The 13,715-nt window shown below is 67.0% G+C and carries 14 protein-coding genes and 1 tRNA gene; 7 read left to right on the top strand and 8 right to left on the bottom strand.

Going from position 1 to position 13,715, the window contains the following annotated elements; genetic code table 11:
* Positions 1-3 precede the first annotated feature (3 nt).
* From ACLBV5_RS00620 to tig, 3 genes are all read right to left on the bottom strand, one after another.
* Complete coding sequence (locus ACLBV5_RS00620; RefSeq protein WP_313632892.1) at positions 4-546, bottom strand: cytochrome b; 543 nt, start codon at positions 544-546, stop codon at positions 4-6.
* Between the two features lie 100 nt (positions 547-646).
* Positions 647-1,288, bottom strand: a complete 642-nt coding sequence (locus ACLBV5_RS00615; protein WP_024354168.1) for an ATP-dependent Clp protease proteolytic subunit — start codon at positions 1,286-1,288, stop codon at positions 647-649.
* A 168-nt stretch (positions 1,289-1,456) separates the two neighbouring features.
* Positions 1,457-2,800: a trigger factor gene (tig, locus tag ACLBV5_RS00610; protein WP_025977409.1), complete on the bottom strand. Its 1,344-nt coding sequence runs from the start codon at positions 2,798-2,800 to the stop codon at positions 1,457-1,459.
* 172 nt (positions 2,801-2,972) lie between these two features.
* Between tig and ACLBV5_RS00605 the strand changes: the two genes are divergently transcribed.
* Positions 2,973-3,686, top strand: a complete 714-nt coding sequence (locus tag ACLBV5_RS00605) for an MBL fold metallo-hydrolase (protein WP_447604531.1) — start codon at positions 2,973-2,975, stop codon at positions 3,684-3,686.
* Positions 3,687-3,702: 16 nt separating this feature from the next.
* Here ACLBV5_RS00605 and ACLBV5_RS00600 read toward each other — a convergent pair whose 3' ends face one another.
* Positions 3,703-3,999, bottom strand: coding sequence for a hypothetical protein (locus ACLBV5_RS00600; RefSeq protein WP_025977411.1), 297 nt, complete (start codon positions 3,997-3,999; stop codon positions 3,703-3,705).
* Between the two features lie 172 nt (positions 4,000-4,171).
* Between ACLBV5_RS00600 and ACLBV5_RS00595 the strand changes: the two genes are divergently transcribed.
* The gene (locus tag ACLBV5_RS00595; RefSeq protein ID WP_029673451.1) at positions 4,172-4,405 is read left to right on the top strand and encodes a con-10 family general stress protein; all 234 of its coding nucleotides are present in this window, start codon (positions 4,172-4,174) and stop codon (positions 4,403-4,405) included.
* Positions 4,406-4,483: 78 nt separating this feature from the next.
* Here the strand turns inward: ACLBV5_RS00595 and egtB are convergent, their stop codons facing one another.
* Both egtB and ACLBV5_RS00585 read right to left on the bottom strand, forming a co-directional pair.
* Positions 4,484-6,649, bottom strand: a complete 2,166-nt coding sequence (gene egtB / locus ACLBV5_RS00590; protein ID WP_447604530.1) for an ergothioneine biosynthesis protein EgtB — start codon at positions 6,647-6,649, stop codon at positions 4,484-4,486.
* A gap of 562 nt (positions 6,650-7,211) precedes the next feature.
* Positions 7,212-7,517: an SCP2 sterol-binding domain-containing protein gene (locus ACLBV5_RS00585; protein WP_024354161.1), complete on the bottom strand. Its 306-nt coding sequence runs from the start codon at positions 7,515-7,517 to the stop codon at positions 7,212-7,214.
* Between the two features lie 198 nt (positions 7,518-7,715).
* Here ACLBV5_RS00585 and ACLBV5_RS00580 point away from each other — a divergent pair, with 198 nt between their 5' ends.
* Positions 7,716-7,892, top strand: a complete 177-nt coding sequence (locus ACLBV5_RS00580) for a hypothetical protein (protein WP_167309467.1) — start codon at positions 7,716-7,718, stop codon at positions 7,890-7,892.
* 32 nt (positions 7,893-7,924) lie between these two features.
* On the opposite strand, the gene ACLBV5_RS00575 is transcribed toward ACLBV5_RS00580, so the two are convergent.
* Positions 7,925-8,016: transfer RNA gene (locus ACLBV5_RS00575), tRNA-Ser, on the bottom strand.
* A gap of 258 nt (positions 8,017-8,274) precedes the next feature.
* Here ACLBV5_RS00575 and ACLBV5_RS00570 point away from each other — a divergent pair.
* From ACLBV5_RS00570 to ACLBV5_RS00555, 4 genes are read left to right on the top strand one after another with little or no spacing between them, the layout of a single operon-like run.
* On the top strand, positions 8,275-9,702 hold the full coding sequence (locus ACLBV5_RS00570; protein ID WP_447604529.1) for an exopolysaccharide biosynthesis polyprenyl glycosylphosphotransferase: 1,428 nt from the start codon (positions 8,275-8,277) through the stop codon (positions 9,700-9,702).
* The gene (locus tag ACLBV5_RS00565) at positions 9,702-11,153 is read left to right on the top strand and encodes a lipopolysaccharide biosynthesis protein (protein ID WP_303706307.1); all 1,452 of its coding nucleotides are present in this window, start codon (positions 9,702-9,704) and stop codon (positions 11,151-11,153) included. Before ACLBV5_RS00570 ends, ACLBV5_RS00565 begins: the two co-directional genes overlap by 1 nt.
* Entirely contained in the window at positions 11,150-12,082 is a 933-nt protein-coding gene (locus ACLBV5_RS00560; RefSeq protein WP_447604528.1) for a glycosyltransferase family 2 protein, read from the top strand. Before ACLBV5_RS00565 ends, ACLBV5_RS00560 begins: the two co-directional genes overlap by 4 nt.
* Positions 12,079-13,032, top strand: a complete 954-nt coding sequence (locus tag ACLBV5_RS00555; protein ID WP_447604527.1) for a glycosyltransferase — start codon at positions 12,079-12,081, stop codon at positions 13,030-13,032. Before ACLBV5_RS00560 ends, ACLBV5_RS00555 begins: the two co-directional genes overlap by 4 nt.
* Here ACLBV5_RS00555 and ACLBV5_RS00550 read toward each other — a convergent pair.
* Entirely contained in the window at positions 13,025-13,705 is a 681-nt protein-coding gene (locus ACLBV5_RS00550) for a hfsB (RefSeq protein ID WP_447604526.1), read from the bottom strand. The two genes, ACLBV5_RS00555 and ACLBV5_RS00550, sit on opposite strands and share 8 nt — an antisense overlap.
* Between the last annotated feature and the right edge of the window lie 10 nt (positions 13,706-13,715).

Below are 13,715 nucleotides of genomic sequence, written 5' to 3'. Positions count from 1 at the left end.
GCGCTAGCCGATCATCCGCTGGGTCGTCTCATCCTTCCAGATGAAGCGATGGACCAGCACCATCAGGATATGGCCAGCAATCGCGGCCAGCAGCACCCAGGCCAGCAGGCCATGAGCGGCGTTGGCCGGGGCTGTCATCCACGGAACCTCAGCCCAGCCCCCGTCGATCAGACGCACGCCGAACACGTCGAGCGGCTTGCCCGATCCATACTGCCGGAGTAGGGCCAGCGCCGGGACGATCAGCATCAGGGCGTAGAGCGCCAGATGCCCGACCTTGGCGGCCCTCCCCCAGAAGCCGCCGCCATGCGCCGGGCGCGTCTTGATGTTGTAGAGCCCCCACAGCGCGCGCAGCACGATCAGGGTCAGCAGAATGACGCCGATCCCCTTGTGCGTGCCGACCCAGAAGGCGGTGATCGGCGCCTTGCCGACGGTCAGCTTGATGGCCATGCCCGTAAACTGCCACGCCAGCAGCAGGGCCATCGACCAGTGCAGCGCCCGCGTCACGGCGCCGTATCGAAAGCCGTCATCTCTCCACTGCGTCGCCATGAGGCCCCCTCCCGCTGATACCGAGTCTCAAACACGATTCGAGGCGGGATCCGTCGCCGAATCCCGCCTCACCAATTGTCGCAGCCGGAGCGGCTAAGGCTTAGGGAGCCTTCACGCCGTCGTCGTCAGCCTGGGTGCGCTTGTCATAGACGTGGTCGACGATGCCCCAGGCCTTGGCTTCCTCGGCGGTCATGAAGTGGTCGCGGTCCAGGGTGCGCTCGACCTCTTCATAGGTGCGGCCCGTGTGCTGGACGTAGATTTCGTTCAGGCGGCGCTTGGTGGCGATGATGTCTTCGGCGTGGCGCTCGATGTCCGAGGCCGTGCCGCGGAAGCCGCCCGAGGGCTGGTGCACCATCACCCGCGCGTTCGGCAGGGCGACGCGCTGGCCCGCCTCGCCGGCCGTCAGGATCAGCGAGCCAGCCGATGCGGCCATGCCCATGACGACGGTCGAGACCGGCGACTTGATGTATTGCATTGTGTCGTAAATCGCGAGCGCCGAGGTCACCTGACCGCCGGGGCTGTTGATGTACATGCTGATTTCCTTCTTCGGATTTTCCGATTCCAGGAACAGCAGCTGGGCGCAGATCAACGAGGCCATGCCGTCCTCGAACGGGCCGGTCAGGAAGATGATCCGCTCGCGCAGCAGGCGCGAGAAGATGTCGAAGGAGCGCTCGCCGCGGCTGGATTGCTCCACCACCATCGGCACCAGGTTATTGGAGATGTAGTCGATCGGATCGCGCATGAAGGCCTTCTCGAATTCAGGAGGGTCGCACGACTCATACGGCGCGCGCCTGTCTCCTACGATATCGCGTTCATGAGGCCTCGGCGCAAGGCGGCGCCGGAAAGCAAAATCCCCGCCCCGGAAAACCGGAGCGGGGATCGCAAGGCTCAGGGCCTGAGGAAGAAAGGCTTACGCCTCGTCTTCTTCCTTCATCAGCTCTTCCTTGGTGATGGCTTCGTCCTTCACCTCGGCGACCGAGACGATCAGGTCGACGACCTTTTCCTCATAGATCGGCGCGCGCAGCTGGGCCGCGGCGTTCGGGTTCTGGCGGTAGAAGTCTAGCACCATCTTTTCCTGACCCGGATAGTTGCGGGCCTCGGCCATGATGGCGTTCGACAGTTCCTGATCCGTCACGCCGACGTTGTTGGCGCGGCCGATCTCGGCCAGCACCAGACCCAGGCGCACGCGGCGCTCGGCGATCTTGCGGTACTCGGCCTTCAGTTCGTCTTCCGACTTCTTGGCGTCTTCTTCCGGCAGCTGGCCCGCGTCCTTGTCGGCCGAAACCTGAGCCCAGATGCCTTCGAACTCGGCGTCGACCATCTTCGGCGGCAGGGCGAAGTCGTGGCCTTCGTCCAGGATGTCCAGCAGGGCGCGCTTCAGCTTGAATCGGGTGGCGCCGGCGTATTGCTGGTTCAGGTTGGACTTCAGCAGTTCCTTCAGCTGGTCCAGCGACTCCAGGCCGATGCGCTTGGCGAACTCGTCGTCGATCTTGGATTCGACCTCGGCCTTGATGGCCTTGACGGTGACGTCGAAGGTCGCGGCCTTACCGGCCAGGTGCTTGGCCTGGTACTCTTCCGGGAAGGTCACTTCGATGGTCTTTTCTTCACCGACCTTGGCGCCCTTCAGCTGCTCTTCGAAGCCGGGGATGAAGCGGCCCGAGCCGATCACCAGGTCCGCGTCGGTGGCGGCGCCGCCGTCGAAGGCTTCGCCGTCGATCTTGCCGACGAAGTCGATGGTCAGCTGGTCGCCGTCGGCGGCCTTGACCGTCTTGCCCTTCTTGTCCTCGTAGGACTTGGCCTGCGAGGCCAGTTCCTTCAGCGCCTCGTCCAGGTCCTCTTCCGAGGCCTCATAGGTCGGGCGGGTCAGCTTCAGGGTCTTGGGGTCGACCGGGGTGAATTCCGGCATGACTTCCAGCGACATTTCATAGGCCAGGTCTTCCTGACCAGCGATGACCTTGTCCATGTCGGAGGTCAGGTTCATCTCGGCCGGCGCGGCCGGACGCAGCTTCAGCTCTTCCAGAGCGCCCTGGCTGGTCTCGTTCAGCGAGGCGTTGATGATTTCGCCCATGAAGTCACGGCCGAAGGTCTTCTTGACGTACGAGGCCGGCACCTTGCCCGGACGGAAGCCTTTCAGCTTCATCTGGGGGGCCACTTCCTTGATGCGGGCTTCGAGCTTTTCATTGAGCTCGGCGACGGGAATGGTCACCGCAATCACGCGGCTGAGGCCTTCGTTCGACTTTTCGACGACTTGCATGGTCGGATATCTGACGCTCTGTGGCGACGCCGCAAAGGCGCGCGGTGGATAAAGCAACAGGGCCGCCCCTTTCGGGAGCGGCGCCTCGGAGCCCGCCCTTATGTCGAGAAGGGGCTGAAACGTCAACGCAACGCGGTTCCTTTGTGGTCAGAGGGCCGCTATCTGATGGCCCATGAGCCAGTCGTCAGCCTCTTCCGCAGCCCCCATCGGCGTCTTTGTCACGCCCGTCACCCCGCTTCAGCAGAACTGCACCACCGTGTGGTGCACCAAGACGAACAAGGCCGCCGTCATCGATCCCGGCGGCTCGGTCGACGCTATCCTGGGCGAGGTCGCGCGGCGCGGACTGACTCTGGACGCCATCTGGATCACCCACGGCCACCTGGACCATGCCGGCGCCGCCGCCGAAATGCAGGAGAAGACCGGTCTCGACATCGTCGGCCCGCATCTTGAGGACCAGTTCTGGATCGACCTGATTCCCACCCAGGGCCAGAAGTACGGCCTGCCGGAAGCCCGCACCTTCACCCCCACGCGCTGGCTGGACGATGGCGACGTGCTGACCCTGGGCGAGACGACGTGGGAGGTCTTCCACTGTCCCGGCCACACGCCCGGCCACGTGATCTTCTTTAACCGCGAGGCTCGCTTCGCCCAGGTCGGCGACGTTCTGTTTCAGGGCTCGGTCGGCCGCACCGACTTCCCCCGCAGCGATCATCAGGCCCTGCTGAGCGCGATCACCACCAAGTTGTGGCCGCTGGGCGACGACGTGACCTTCGTGCCCGGCCACGGGCCGGCTTCGACCTTCGGGGCAGAGCGGCGCAGCAACCCCTTCGTCTCGGATCAGGCCATGCAGGCGGCGCCGATCGCGCGCCCGGCTTCCGGCCCGGCCTGACCTCCCTGATAGTGGTTTAACGCGCGGCCAGCAGGCCGATCAGGACACCGATGCCAAGGGCGTAGAGCGACATACGGATCGGCTCATCGCGAATCGCGTCGCGGGCCTCAGAGCTGCGATGGCGCGCCCAGTCGCGCACCTCGGCCGCATCTTGTCGCACGGCCTGACGTAAGGGGCGTGGCCGCGCCCCGGCGGCCAGAATCTCGTCGGCGGCGCCCTCAAGACGATCGCCAAGGGTGGAGCGATCCTCGATGATGTCCTCGGGCGATGGCGCGCCGTCCGTATGGGCGAAGGGGTCGTTGGATGCCGACATGACTGAGCTCCTGAATGCTGCACTCCGAGCCTCGATGAACCCGCCGAAGTCCGCGCGGTTCCGTCTTGTCGAGGCGCGCCGCCGAACAGGGTTTTAATCCTTTCTCGGAACCTCCGCGCCGGGGCTGGGTTCTCTTTCGCAAGCGCCACCGTCTACGAAAGGAACATCCGAAATGGCCGAAGGTCAGCCCACTCGCGGCTCCGGTGTTTCCAAGCGAGGCTTCGCCTCGATGGACCCGGAACGTCAGCGCGAAATCGCCCGCAAGGGCGGCGCCAGCGTCCCCAGCGAGAAGCGCAGCTTCTCTCAGGATCGCTCTCTTGCAGCCCAGGCCGGCCGCAAGGGCGGCGAAGCTTCACACGGCGCGCGCAACAAGGCCGCTCAGGATCCGGCGACGCCGAAGCGCTGATCCCAGCGACCCCGTTTCAGACTTTACAGACGGCGCGGGAAACCTCGCCGTTTTTCTTTGACCGTTATGACCCGAGGATTAGCTGGCCAGCAACGCCAGGGCCACGCGCGGGGCGTCGCTGACCTCGAACGCCTCCACCCGCCAGCCTGCCGCCTCGGCCAGGGCGCGCACGCGGGCCTCGTCGAACTTGCGCGAGCTTTCGGTATGGATCGTCTCGCCCTGCGCAAAGCGGAAGACAAGCTTCCCAAGGCGCACCGTCATGGGGCGCAGGGCTTCCAGATGCATCTCCATGCGCGCCTCGGCCTCTTTCCAGACCGCCCGATGGGCGAAGGCGTCCAGATCAAAGTCCGTCCCTAGATCGCGGTTGGCCCGCGCCAGCACGTTCAGGTTGAAGCGGGCGGTCACGCCTTGCGCGTCGTCATAGGCTGGGACCAGGACCGACGGCTCCTTGATCAGATCGACGCCCAGAATGAACAAGGCGTCCGGCCCCAGCATGTCGCGCGCGTCGCGCAACAAGGTCTCGGCGGCCTCTGGCGTCAGATTGCCGATGGTCGAGCCCGGGAAGAAACCGACGCGACGCCCCTGCCCCGCTTCGGCCGGCAAGACGCCCATATGCTCGAAATCGCCAACCTGCGGCAGGACCCTTAGCGCGGGATAGGCCTGCCGCAACCGGGCCGCCGCGTCCTCCAACGCCGTAGGGCTGATGTCGATGGGGACATAGGCCGCCAGATCAGGCGCGGCGTCCAGCACGATCCGGGTCTTCTCGCTGGCGCCCGAGCCCAGTTCGACCAGGACGGCGTCAGGGCCGAACCGCCCCGCCCACTGCGGCGCGACCCGCCGTAGCAGCGCCGCTTCCTGTCGGGTCGGATAGTATTCCAGCAGCCGCGTAATGGCCTCGAACAGGTCCGAGCCTCGCGCGTCATAGAACCACTTGGGCGGCAGGCTCTTGGGCCTGGCCGCCAGGCCGGCGACCAGATCGCGACGAAACGCCTCATGTTCGTCGTCGCTCTCGCCCCGTCGCCTCGCCTCGCCAGCGTCCGACGCCAGCCGGACGCCGGTGAAGGCCCAGCGCTGGTCCGGATAGAAGAAGTTGCGATAGGTCGGCCGCGCGTGGCCCGGCGCAGTGGCGAAGGCGCCGCCGCGCAGCACCATCTGATTGGCCATGAACTTGCCGTTGTACTCGGCCGCCGTGCCTTCGGTCGGGCAAAAGCCGGGGTAAGGGGCATAGGCGCTGGCGGTCCATTGCCACGCCTCGGTGTCCAGATTGGAAAAGGCCTCGGGTCGGCTGCGGGCCGCGTGTTCCCACTCCGCCTCGGTCGGCAGGCGCCCCCCCGACCACCGCGCGAAGGCGTCGGCCTCATAGAAGCTGACATGACGCACCGGCGCCGCCGGATCGACCGGCCGCCGCCCCGCCAGCGTCATCACCGTCCAGCCGCCGTCTTCCTCACGTCTCCAGTAGAGCGGCGCCGTCCAGCCCTGCGCTTGGACCGTCGCCCAGCCGTCGCTCAGCCACAGATCGGGCCGCGCGTAGCCGCCTTCGCTGATGAAGGCCAGCCATTCTCTGTTGGTGACCAGGTCCGCAGCCAGGTCGAACGGCTCCAGCCAGACGCGGTGAGCGGGCCGCTCATTGTCGAAGGCGAAGCTGTGGCCGGCGTCGCCGATTTCGACCAGTCCGCCTTCGAAAGCTTGCCAGCCGCCGTACGGAGCCTCCAAAGGCGGTGAACGCGGCTCTTCGTCATAGACGGCCGGATCTAGGGGCGAGCGCGACATCAGATGGAGAATGTCCATCAGGAACAGCTCCTGGTGCTGCTGCTCGTGGTTCAGCCCCAGCTCAAAGAGATATTGTTCTAACGCGCCAAGCGGCCTTGCAGCGTCGGCAAGGCGCGCTTCCATTCGCCGATCGACCTCTTCCCGATAAGCCATGACCTCAGCCCGGGAAGGCCGGGTCATCAGACCCCGTTCGGCGCGCCCGATCCGTTCGCCCAGAGCCTCATAATAGGAGTTGAAAACCCGCCCCAGTCTTGGGTCGATCGGCTGATAGCCCGGCTCTTCGAGCAGCATGGTTTCAAAAAACCAGCTCACATGGCCGAGGTGCCATTTGCCCGGACTGGCCTCCGCCATCGACTGAGCCTGCAGGTCTTCATCCGTCAGCGACGCCGCCAGTATCGGCAACACGCTACGGGTCCGGCGATAACGTTCCAGGTCATCGACGGGTGCGGTCGCCCTATACTGCATGCTGCCCATGAAGCCGCTTCGCCCCCATTTTGATTTCGACGGTCGCCACCTTCTCGAAATGCAGCCGGCGCGCAGGGGGTTCCTTAAGTCGTGATCGGACCTTGGCGGAGGCTCAGCGTCGCCACGTGGCGTACGGAAAAGAAGGTGATCGCCCGGCGGCGCAACCGGGTCGGCGATGACGCTAAAATAATACTGGCCGCAACAGCGGCGCCGCAGGAACAGCGCCTCTCTGAAGGGGTTTAATTCCCAGCCTTAGGAGAGTCCGCCATGATGACTCCGCAACACCCGTCGTCCCCTCAAAACCCCCGTCCGGCCAAGCGCGGCCTTATGGACTGGCTGTTCGGCCGGCCGCCAGCTCCGCCCAAAAAATCAAGCACGAATCTTTATTTGGGCGACATCGTCGATGGCGATTTCAGTTCGCCTTCTGTCCATCACCACCACAGGAATCCGCCTGATAAGGCAGGATAGAACGACCCGCGCCACCCCCAACCTGGCGCGAGCCATCCCCCCAAACGAAAACGGCGCGGCCCCATCGGAGCCGCGCCGTTGATCATCAGGCCTAAGCCTGTCGTTAGCCCTTGAGCAGCGGAGCCAGCTTTTGGGCGATCATCATGTCGCCGGCGATCTTCAGCTTGCCCTGCATGAAGGCCATCATCGGGTCCAGGCGACCCTCGGCCAGGGCGACGAAGTCGTCCCACTTGATCGAGACCGTGGCGTCGGCGGGCTTGTCGTCGTTGCTGACGGTGTTCGGAGCCGAGGCGCCGTCGATGAAGATCTTGCCGTCATCGCCGAAGTCCAGCTTCACAGTCTTGCCCAGACCCGAGTTTTCGCCGACGGCGGCGCGGATCTTGTCGGTGGCGAGGGCCAGATCGGCCATGTGCGTTTCTCCCGTTGAGAAGTTGAGCCACAGGCCTAACCCGCGCGCCGCGCGGCGCCAAGATCACCTTAGGGAAGCTCGCCCCTGAAGAGGCCCAACCGGCGGCTCCCCTCACATATGGCTCAGGTTACATGAGTTTGCGTTCGCCCCCGGCGGGACGGCTTAAAAGCAAGGCGTCTGCGTAACAAGGACTCGTCAATGACTCGCCTGCTCACTCCAGAGGAAGTTCGCCTGGATCAACTTTGGCGCGAGCGTTTCGGGCAACCGCTGCCGATGGTCGGCGCGCCCGAAGTCGCCCGTCGCATCCTGCGCCAGCACGGCGTCCCTGTACGCCGCCCCACCGACGCCAAAGCCGCCCCGTCCAAGGAAGGCTGAGGCTGCATCATCATTATGAAGATGAAAGGGTCTGGCGGAGACGGAGGGATTCGAACCCTCGGTACCCCTTACAGGGTACGACGATTTAGCAAACCGTTGCCTTCAGCCACTCGGCCACGTCTCCGGCAGGCCGCGTGGATAGCGAGTCGCGCGACGCTTCGCAATGCGGAACTGACGCCCTTTGTGTTAACCCGGCATAAGAGTGGCATGTGGGAGGGGGGTATCGCCCCATTTTGCTCGATTTTGGGAAAGAGAATTGGCCATCACCCCTGCTGACACCCTGGCATCCGCGACGGATGGCGCGCGCGCATCTCGCGCCGCGACAACCGAATCGCGCGCCGCGGCGCCGACAGGGTCGACCGGGCGGACGCGGCGCGGGCCGTTGCGTCCAGAGGTTTGGCTGAATACCCGACAGCGGGCTGCGGCGCGACGCCGGGTCTTCTATTTCCGTGGGGTGGACATCGTCGCCTCGTCCTTCCTGTGCTTCGTAGCGATCGAGCGGCTGGCCCCTGGCGGTCTGATGCAGGTCGGGCTGTTTCAAGCCCTGCCGATCCTGCTCGGCGCACTGGTCACTCTGGGCCTGATGCGCTCGCTGGGCCTATATCGTTTTGACAGCAGCCGGGCGCCGGCGCGCCATCTGGCGGGGGTCGCTGTCGTGGCCGCCATGGGCGGGGCCATCGCCTGCGCGCTGGGGCTCGTCCTGCCCGGCGAAACGCCCGTGGCCGAATACGGCTGGTGGGCGATCGCGTCCACGGTGGTGGTGACCGGCCTGCATACCATCTGGCGAATGCTGGTGGCGCAATGGAGAAGCCGCGGCGACTTAACGCCCAACGTCGTCGTGGTCGGCGCCACGCGCCATGCCGAATCTCTGATCCGCGAGGCGCTGGATCGCCGCGACCTGAACATTCTGGGCGTCTTCGACGACCGCCTGGCCCGTACGCCTGACGCCCTGGCTGGAGTGCCGGTTCTGGGCGGCGCCGACGCCCTGCTCGACCATCGACTGACGCCCTATATCGACCGCGTCATCCTGGCCATCGACCCCAAGGCCGAGGCGCGGGTGCGCGCCCTGACGCGCCGGCTCGAAGTCCTGCCCATCCCGCTGACGCTTCTGGTCGATCCCAAGGGCGCCGCTCAACGCAACGAGGCGCTGGAGAAGCTGGCTTCGGCCTCCCTGCCCCTGCTGGGCGGCGCGGTGGACGGCGAGCGGCGCGCGTTCAACAAGCGCATCCTCGACATCATCCTGTCGGCGCTGGCCTTGGTCGCGCTCAGCCCGGTTCTGTTCCTGATCGGCCTGGCCGTGCGGCTGGACAGCAAGGGCCCGGCCCTGTTTCGCCAGCGCCGCCACGGCTTCAACCAGGAAGAGATCGTGGTGTGGAAGTTCCGCACCATGCGCCAGGAAGCCTCCGACGCCACCGCCAGCCGTCAGGTCACAGCCGGCGACGACCGCGTCACCCGTCTGGGCAAGTTCCTGCGCGCCACCAGCCTGGATGAACTGCCCCAGCTGGTGAACGTCCTGCGCGGCGAGATGTCGCTTGTCGGGCCGCGTCCGCACGCTATCGGCATGAAGACCGGCGACGCCGAGTCGGCGCGTCTGGTCGCCGAATACGCCCACCGTCATCGCATCAAGCCCGGTATGACCGGTTGGGCCGCCATCAAGGGCTCGCGCGGGCCTTTACACACGGCCGATGAGGTGCGCCGCCGCGTGCAGCTCGATATCGAATACATCGAGCGCCAGTCCTTCTGGCTGGACCTGTGGATCATCGCCGTGACCGTTCCCGTGTTGTTGGGCGACCGGATGGCCGTGCGCTGATGTTCTGGCGGGGGGTGTTCGGCTATCTGCCGGCCAACATCGTGCAGGGCGTGGTCGGGTTTCTGACCATCATCATCTTTACGCGCCTGCTGTCGCCCGAGGATTTCGGGCGCTACGCCCTGGCCTATTCGGTGCTGACCCTGGCCCATGTGGCGACATTCAGCTGGCTGGAAGCGTCCATGGCCCGGTTCTGGGCGGCCCAGTCCGACGAGGCGCAGATGGCCGGGCATTTCGCCAGCCTGTATCGCGCCGCCCTAATTATGACCGCCGTCTTCGTGCCGGTCGTCGGCCTCATGGTGTGGCTTTGGCCCATGCCGGACAGCTTCCGTCTGCCGCTGGCGGTGGCCTTGGCGGGAGTGCCGGTGCGCTGCTTCCTGAAGCTGGCGCAAGAACGGTTCCGCGCGGCGGGGGATGTCGGCCCCGCCGCCGCCATCGATATCTGGAGCGCGGTGGCCGGACTGGTCTTCGGCGTCGGCCTGGCTCTGCTGGGGCTGGGGGCTGAGGCCCCGTTGGCGGGTATGCTGCTGGCCCCGCTGGCCGCCCTGCCCTTCATCCTTCCCGCCGAACTGCGCGAAGCCCGGCGCGGGCGGCTCGATCGCCAGCGGCTGAAGGCCTACGCCGCCTATGGCTATCCCATCGCCGTCGGACTGGGGCTGACCGTGGTGCTGGCCTCGACGGACCGCTTCCTACTGGCCCTGTTCATGAACGAGGCGGCGGTCGGCGCCTATCACGCCGCCTACAGCATCGCCAACCGAACGCTGGACGTCATGTTCGTCTGGCTGGGCGCAGCGGGCGCTCCCGCCCTCGTCATGGCGCTGGAACGCGGCGGGCGCGAGGATCTTCAAGCGGCAGCCAGAGAACAGGCTTCCACCCTGGTGCTGATCGGCCTGCCCGCCGCCGTGGGCGTGGCCCTGGTCGCGCGGCCGCTGGCTGAGTTCATGATCGGGGAAGACCTGCGCACGGTCGCCGCCTCCGTCACGCCGTGGGTCGCGCTGGGCGCCTTCCTGTCGGGCATGACGACCTATTATTTCGGACAGGCTTTCACGCTGGGCCGCCGCACCGGCTGGCTGTTGCTGGCCATGAGCATTCCGGCGGGCAGCAACATCGTCCTGAACATCCTGCTGATCCCGCGCTTCGGCGTCATGGGCGCGGCCTGGGCGACGGCGATCAGCTTTGCCCTGGGCCTGAGCGCCTCCATGACCATCGGGCGCCGCATCCTGCCGCTGCCGGTGCCGTGGAACGCTCTGGCGCGCTGCGGTCTGGCCGCCGCCGTCATGGCCGCAGTCGTCCTATTGCTGCCGCCGATCGGGGGTTTCGCCGAACTGATGATGGACGCAGGCGTGGGCGTCGCCGTGTACGGCGCTGTCGCCTACGCCCTGAACGCCGCCGGCGTGCGCGACCTGCTGCGCCGCCTGCGCGGCTTCCTGCAGGCGCGAAAGGCGGCGGCATGAGCGGCTCGGTTCACGACAACACGGCATGGGCGGCGGCGACGCCCGTCCTGTCGGTGCTGATGCCCTTCCTGCGCGACGATCCGGCAGAGCTGCTGCGGATGCTCGACCGCGAGGCCCCTGCCGTCGCAGAGCGCGCCGAGTTGATCATACTGGACGACGGCACAACGGACCCGGCCCTGACGGCCCGCCTGACCGCCCTGATCGACGCCCGGTCCCTGCCCGCCCGACTGATCACCCTGGACGCCAACGAGGGGCGTTCCAGAGGCCGCAACCGTCTGGCCGAGGCCGCGCGCGGCCGCTTCCTGTTGTTCCTGGACAGCGACATGCGCCCCGACCATCCGCGCTTCCTCAGCGACTGGGTTGATCTGGCGATAAAGGATGACCCGGCCGTGGCGTTCGGCGGTTTCTCCCTGCTTCAGGCGCCGAGCGACGCGCGCTTCGCCGTCCACCGCCAGATGGCCGCGCGCTCCGACTGCATCCCCGCCGATCAGAGGGCGCTACAGCCTGAAAAATACGTCTTCACCTCCAACCTTCTGGTGCGCAGGGACGTCTTCGACACCGAGAGCTTCGACGCCGGTTTCAGCGGCTGGGGCTGGGAGGACGTCGAATGGGCCATGCGCGTCTCGCGCCGGTTCGCGGTCACGCACATCGACAATCCGGCCACTCACATGGGTCTGGACACGGTCGAGGCCCTGGCCGCCAAATATGAGCAGTCGGCGCCCAACTTCGCCCGCGTGGCCGCCCGGCACCCTGACTTCGTCGCCGCCTATCCCAGCTATCGCGTGGCGAAAAAGCTGAAGGCCGTGCCCGGCCTGCGCCTGATCCGGCCCCTGTTCAAACAGGCGGCGCGCGTCAGCCTGCTGCCCCCCGCCGTTCGCGGCCTCAGCCTGCGGCTGTATCGCGCCGCCCTCTATGCAGAGGCGATATGAGCAGCCCTGACGTCGCCGTCGTCATTCCGACCCTGCGTCGCCCGGACGAACTGACCCGCGCCCTGCGCTCGATCTTCGCCCAGCAGAACGTCGACAGACGCCTGCGCGAAATCGTCGTTGCCGACAACGATCCCGAAGCCAGCGCCCGCGCGACCGTCGAGGCGTTGAGGGGCGAAACGCCGGTCCCGCTGATCTGGACCCACGCGCCGCGACCCGGCGTAGCCACCGCGCGAAACACGGGCCTGGCCGCTACCGAAGCGCCGCTGATCGCCTTTCTGGACGATGACGAGGCCGCCAGCCCCGGCTGGCTGGCCGCCCTGCTGCGCGGTCAGGCGGCGACCCGCGCCGACGCCGTGTTCGGCCCGATCCAGGGTCGCGTGCCGGACGGAACCGGCTGGGCGACCGCCTATCTGGAACGCTTCTTCGGCCGCGAAGGCCCTGAAGGCGATCAACTGATCGACGAGCCCTACGGCTGCGGCAACTCGCTTCTGGTGCGCGCGACCGCCTTGCCCGGCACGGCGCCCTTCCACGTCGGATCGGATCAGATCGGCGGCGAAGACGATGTCCTGTTCGCCGCCTTGAAGGCGCGCGGCGGCCGGTTCGGCTGGGCGGCCGACGCCTGGGTGGACGAGTTCGCCCCCCCGCACCGCGCGACCCTGCGCTACGCCTTGACCCGCGCGTTCGCCTATGGCCAGGGCCCCAGCCAGACAGCCGCCGAGGCGCGCGACTGGCTCGGCGTCGGCCGCTGGATGGCCATCGGCGCGGTACAGACGCTGGTCTGGGGCGCAGCAGCCCTCGCCATGACCGTTATGGGCCGCGCCAGCCGCGCCCAGATGGCCGACCGCGCCGCGCGCGGTCTGGGCAAGATCATGTGGATGAAGGGCTTCGAGCCGCGCTTCTACGGCCAGAGCGAACTGGACCGCCTGAACCGCCAGCGTGCGCCTAGCTGAAGAACCGCTTCAGCAGCTTGGGCGGGCTCCAGGTCGAACGGTTCATCACCAGACCCGCGACACGGCCCCCGGCGGCGTCGATCTCTTCACGCAGGGCGGCAGGCGCGGCTGCGCCGGTGCTGTCCGCCGCCACCACCATCACGGTTGAGTCCGCCAGCGGCGCCAGCGTCAGGGCCATGTCGCTACGGTCCGCCGCCGGGGCGTCGATCACTACAGTGTCGGCATGCGCCCGCAGACGGGTCCAATAGCGCGGATCATCGACCGCCTCGACCCGCTGGCCTGCGCGCAGAAGCTCCATATGGAAGCGCGTGACATACAGCCGCCCTCCCAGGCAGGCCTTGGCCGTCAGGACGCGTCCCGGCGCAGCGGGCTTGCCGTTACGGCCGCGCAACGGCGGCGACACGGCGTAGAAGGCCGACCCGTCCGGCGACGCCCGCACAGACGCCCCCAGGCGCCCGAACCGATCCGGCTCGGCGGCGATCTGCTCCATCTGGCCCTGCTGCGACAGGTCGCCGTCGATCAGCCAGACCGGACGGCGTCCGCGCACGGCAGCCATACGGGCGAACTCGCGCGCCACCGTCGAGACACCCTCGCCCGAGGTCGCGGCGGCGAACAGGATCACGCGGCCGCGATGCGCCGGGGCCGGCCCCAACGCAGCCCACAGGCCAGCCATTTCTGTCGTC

This window comes from Brevundimonas sp. M1A4_2e, from assembly GCF_053345555.1.
The sequence above is the reverse complement of the archived record's forward strand: the minus strand, read 5'-3'. Positions and strand labels throughout refer to the sequence as shown.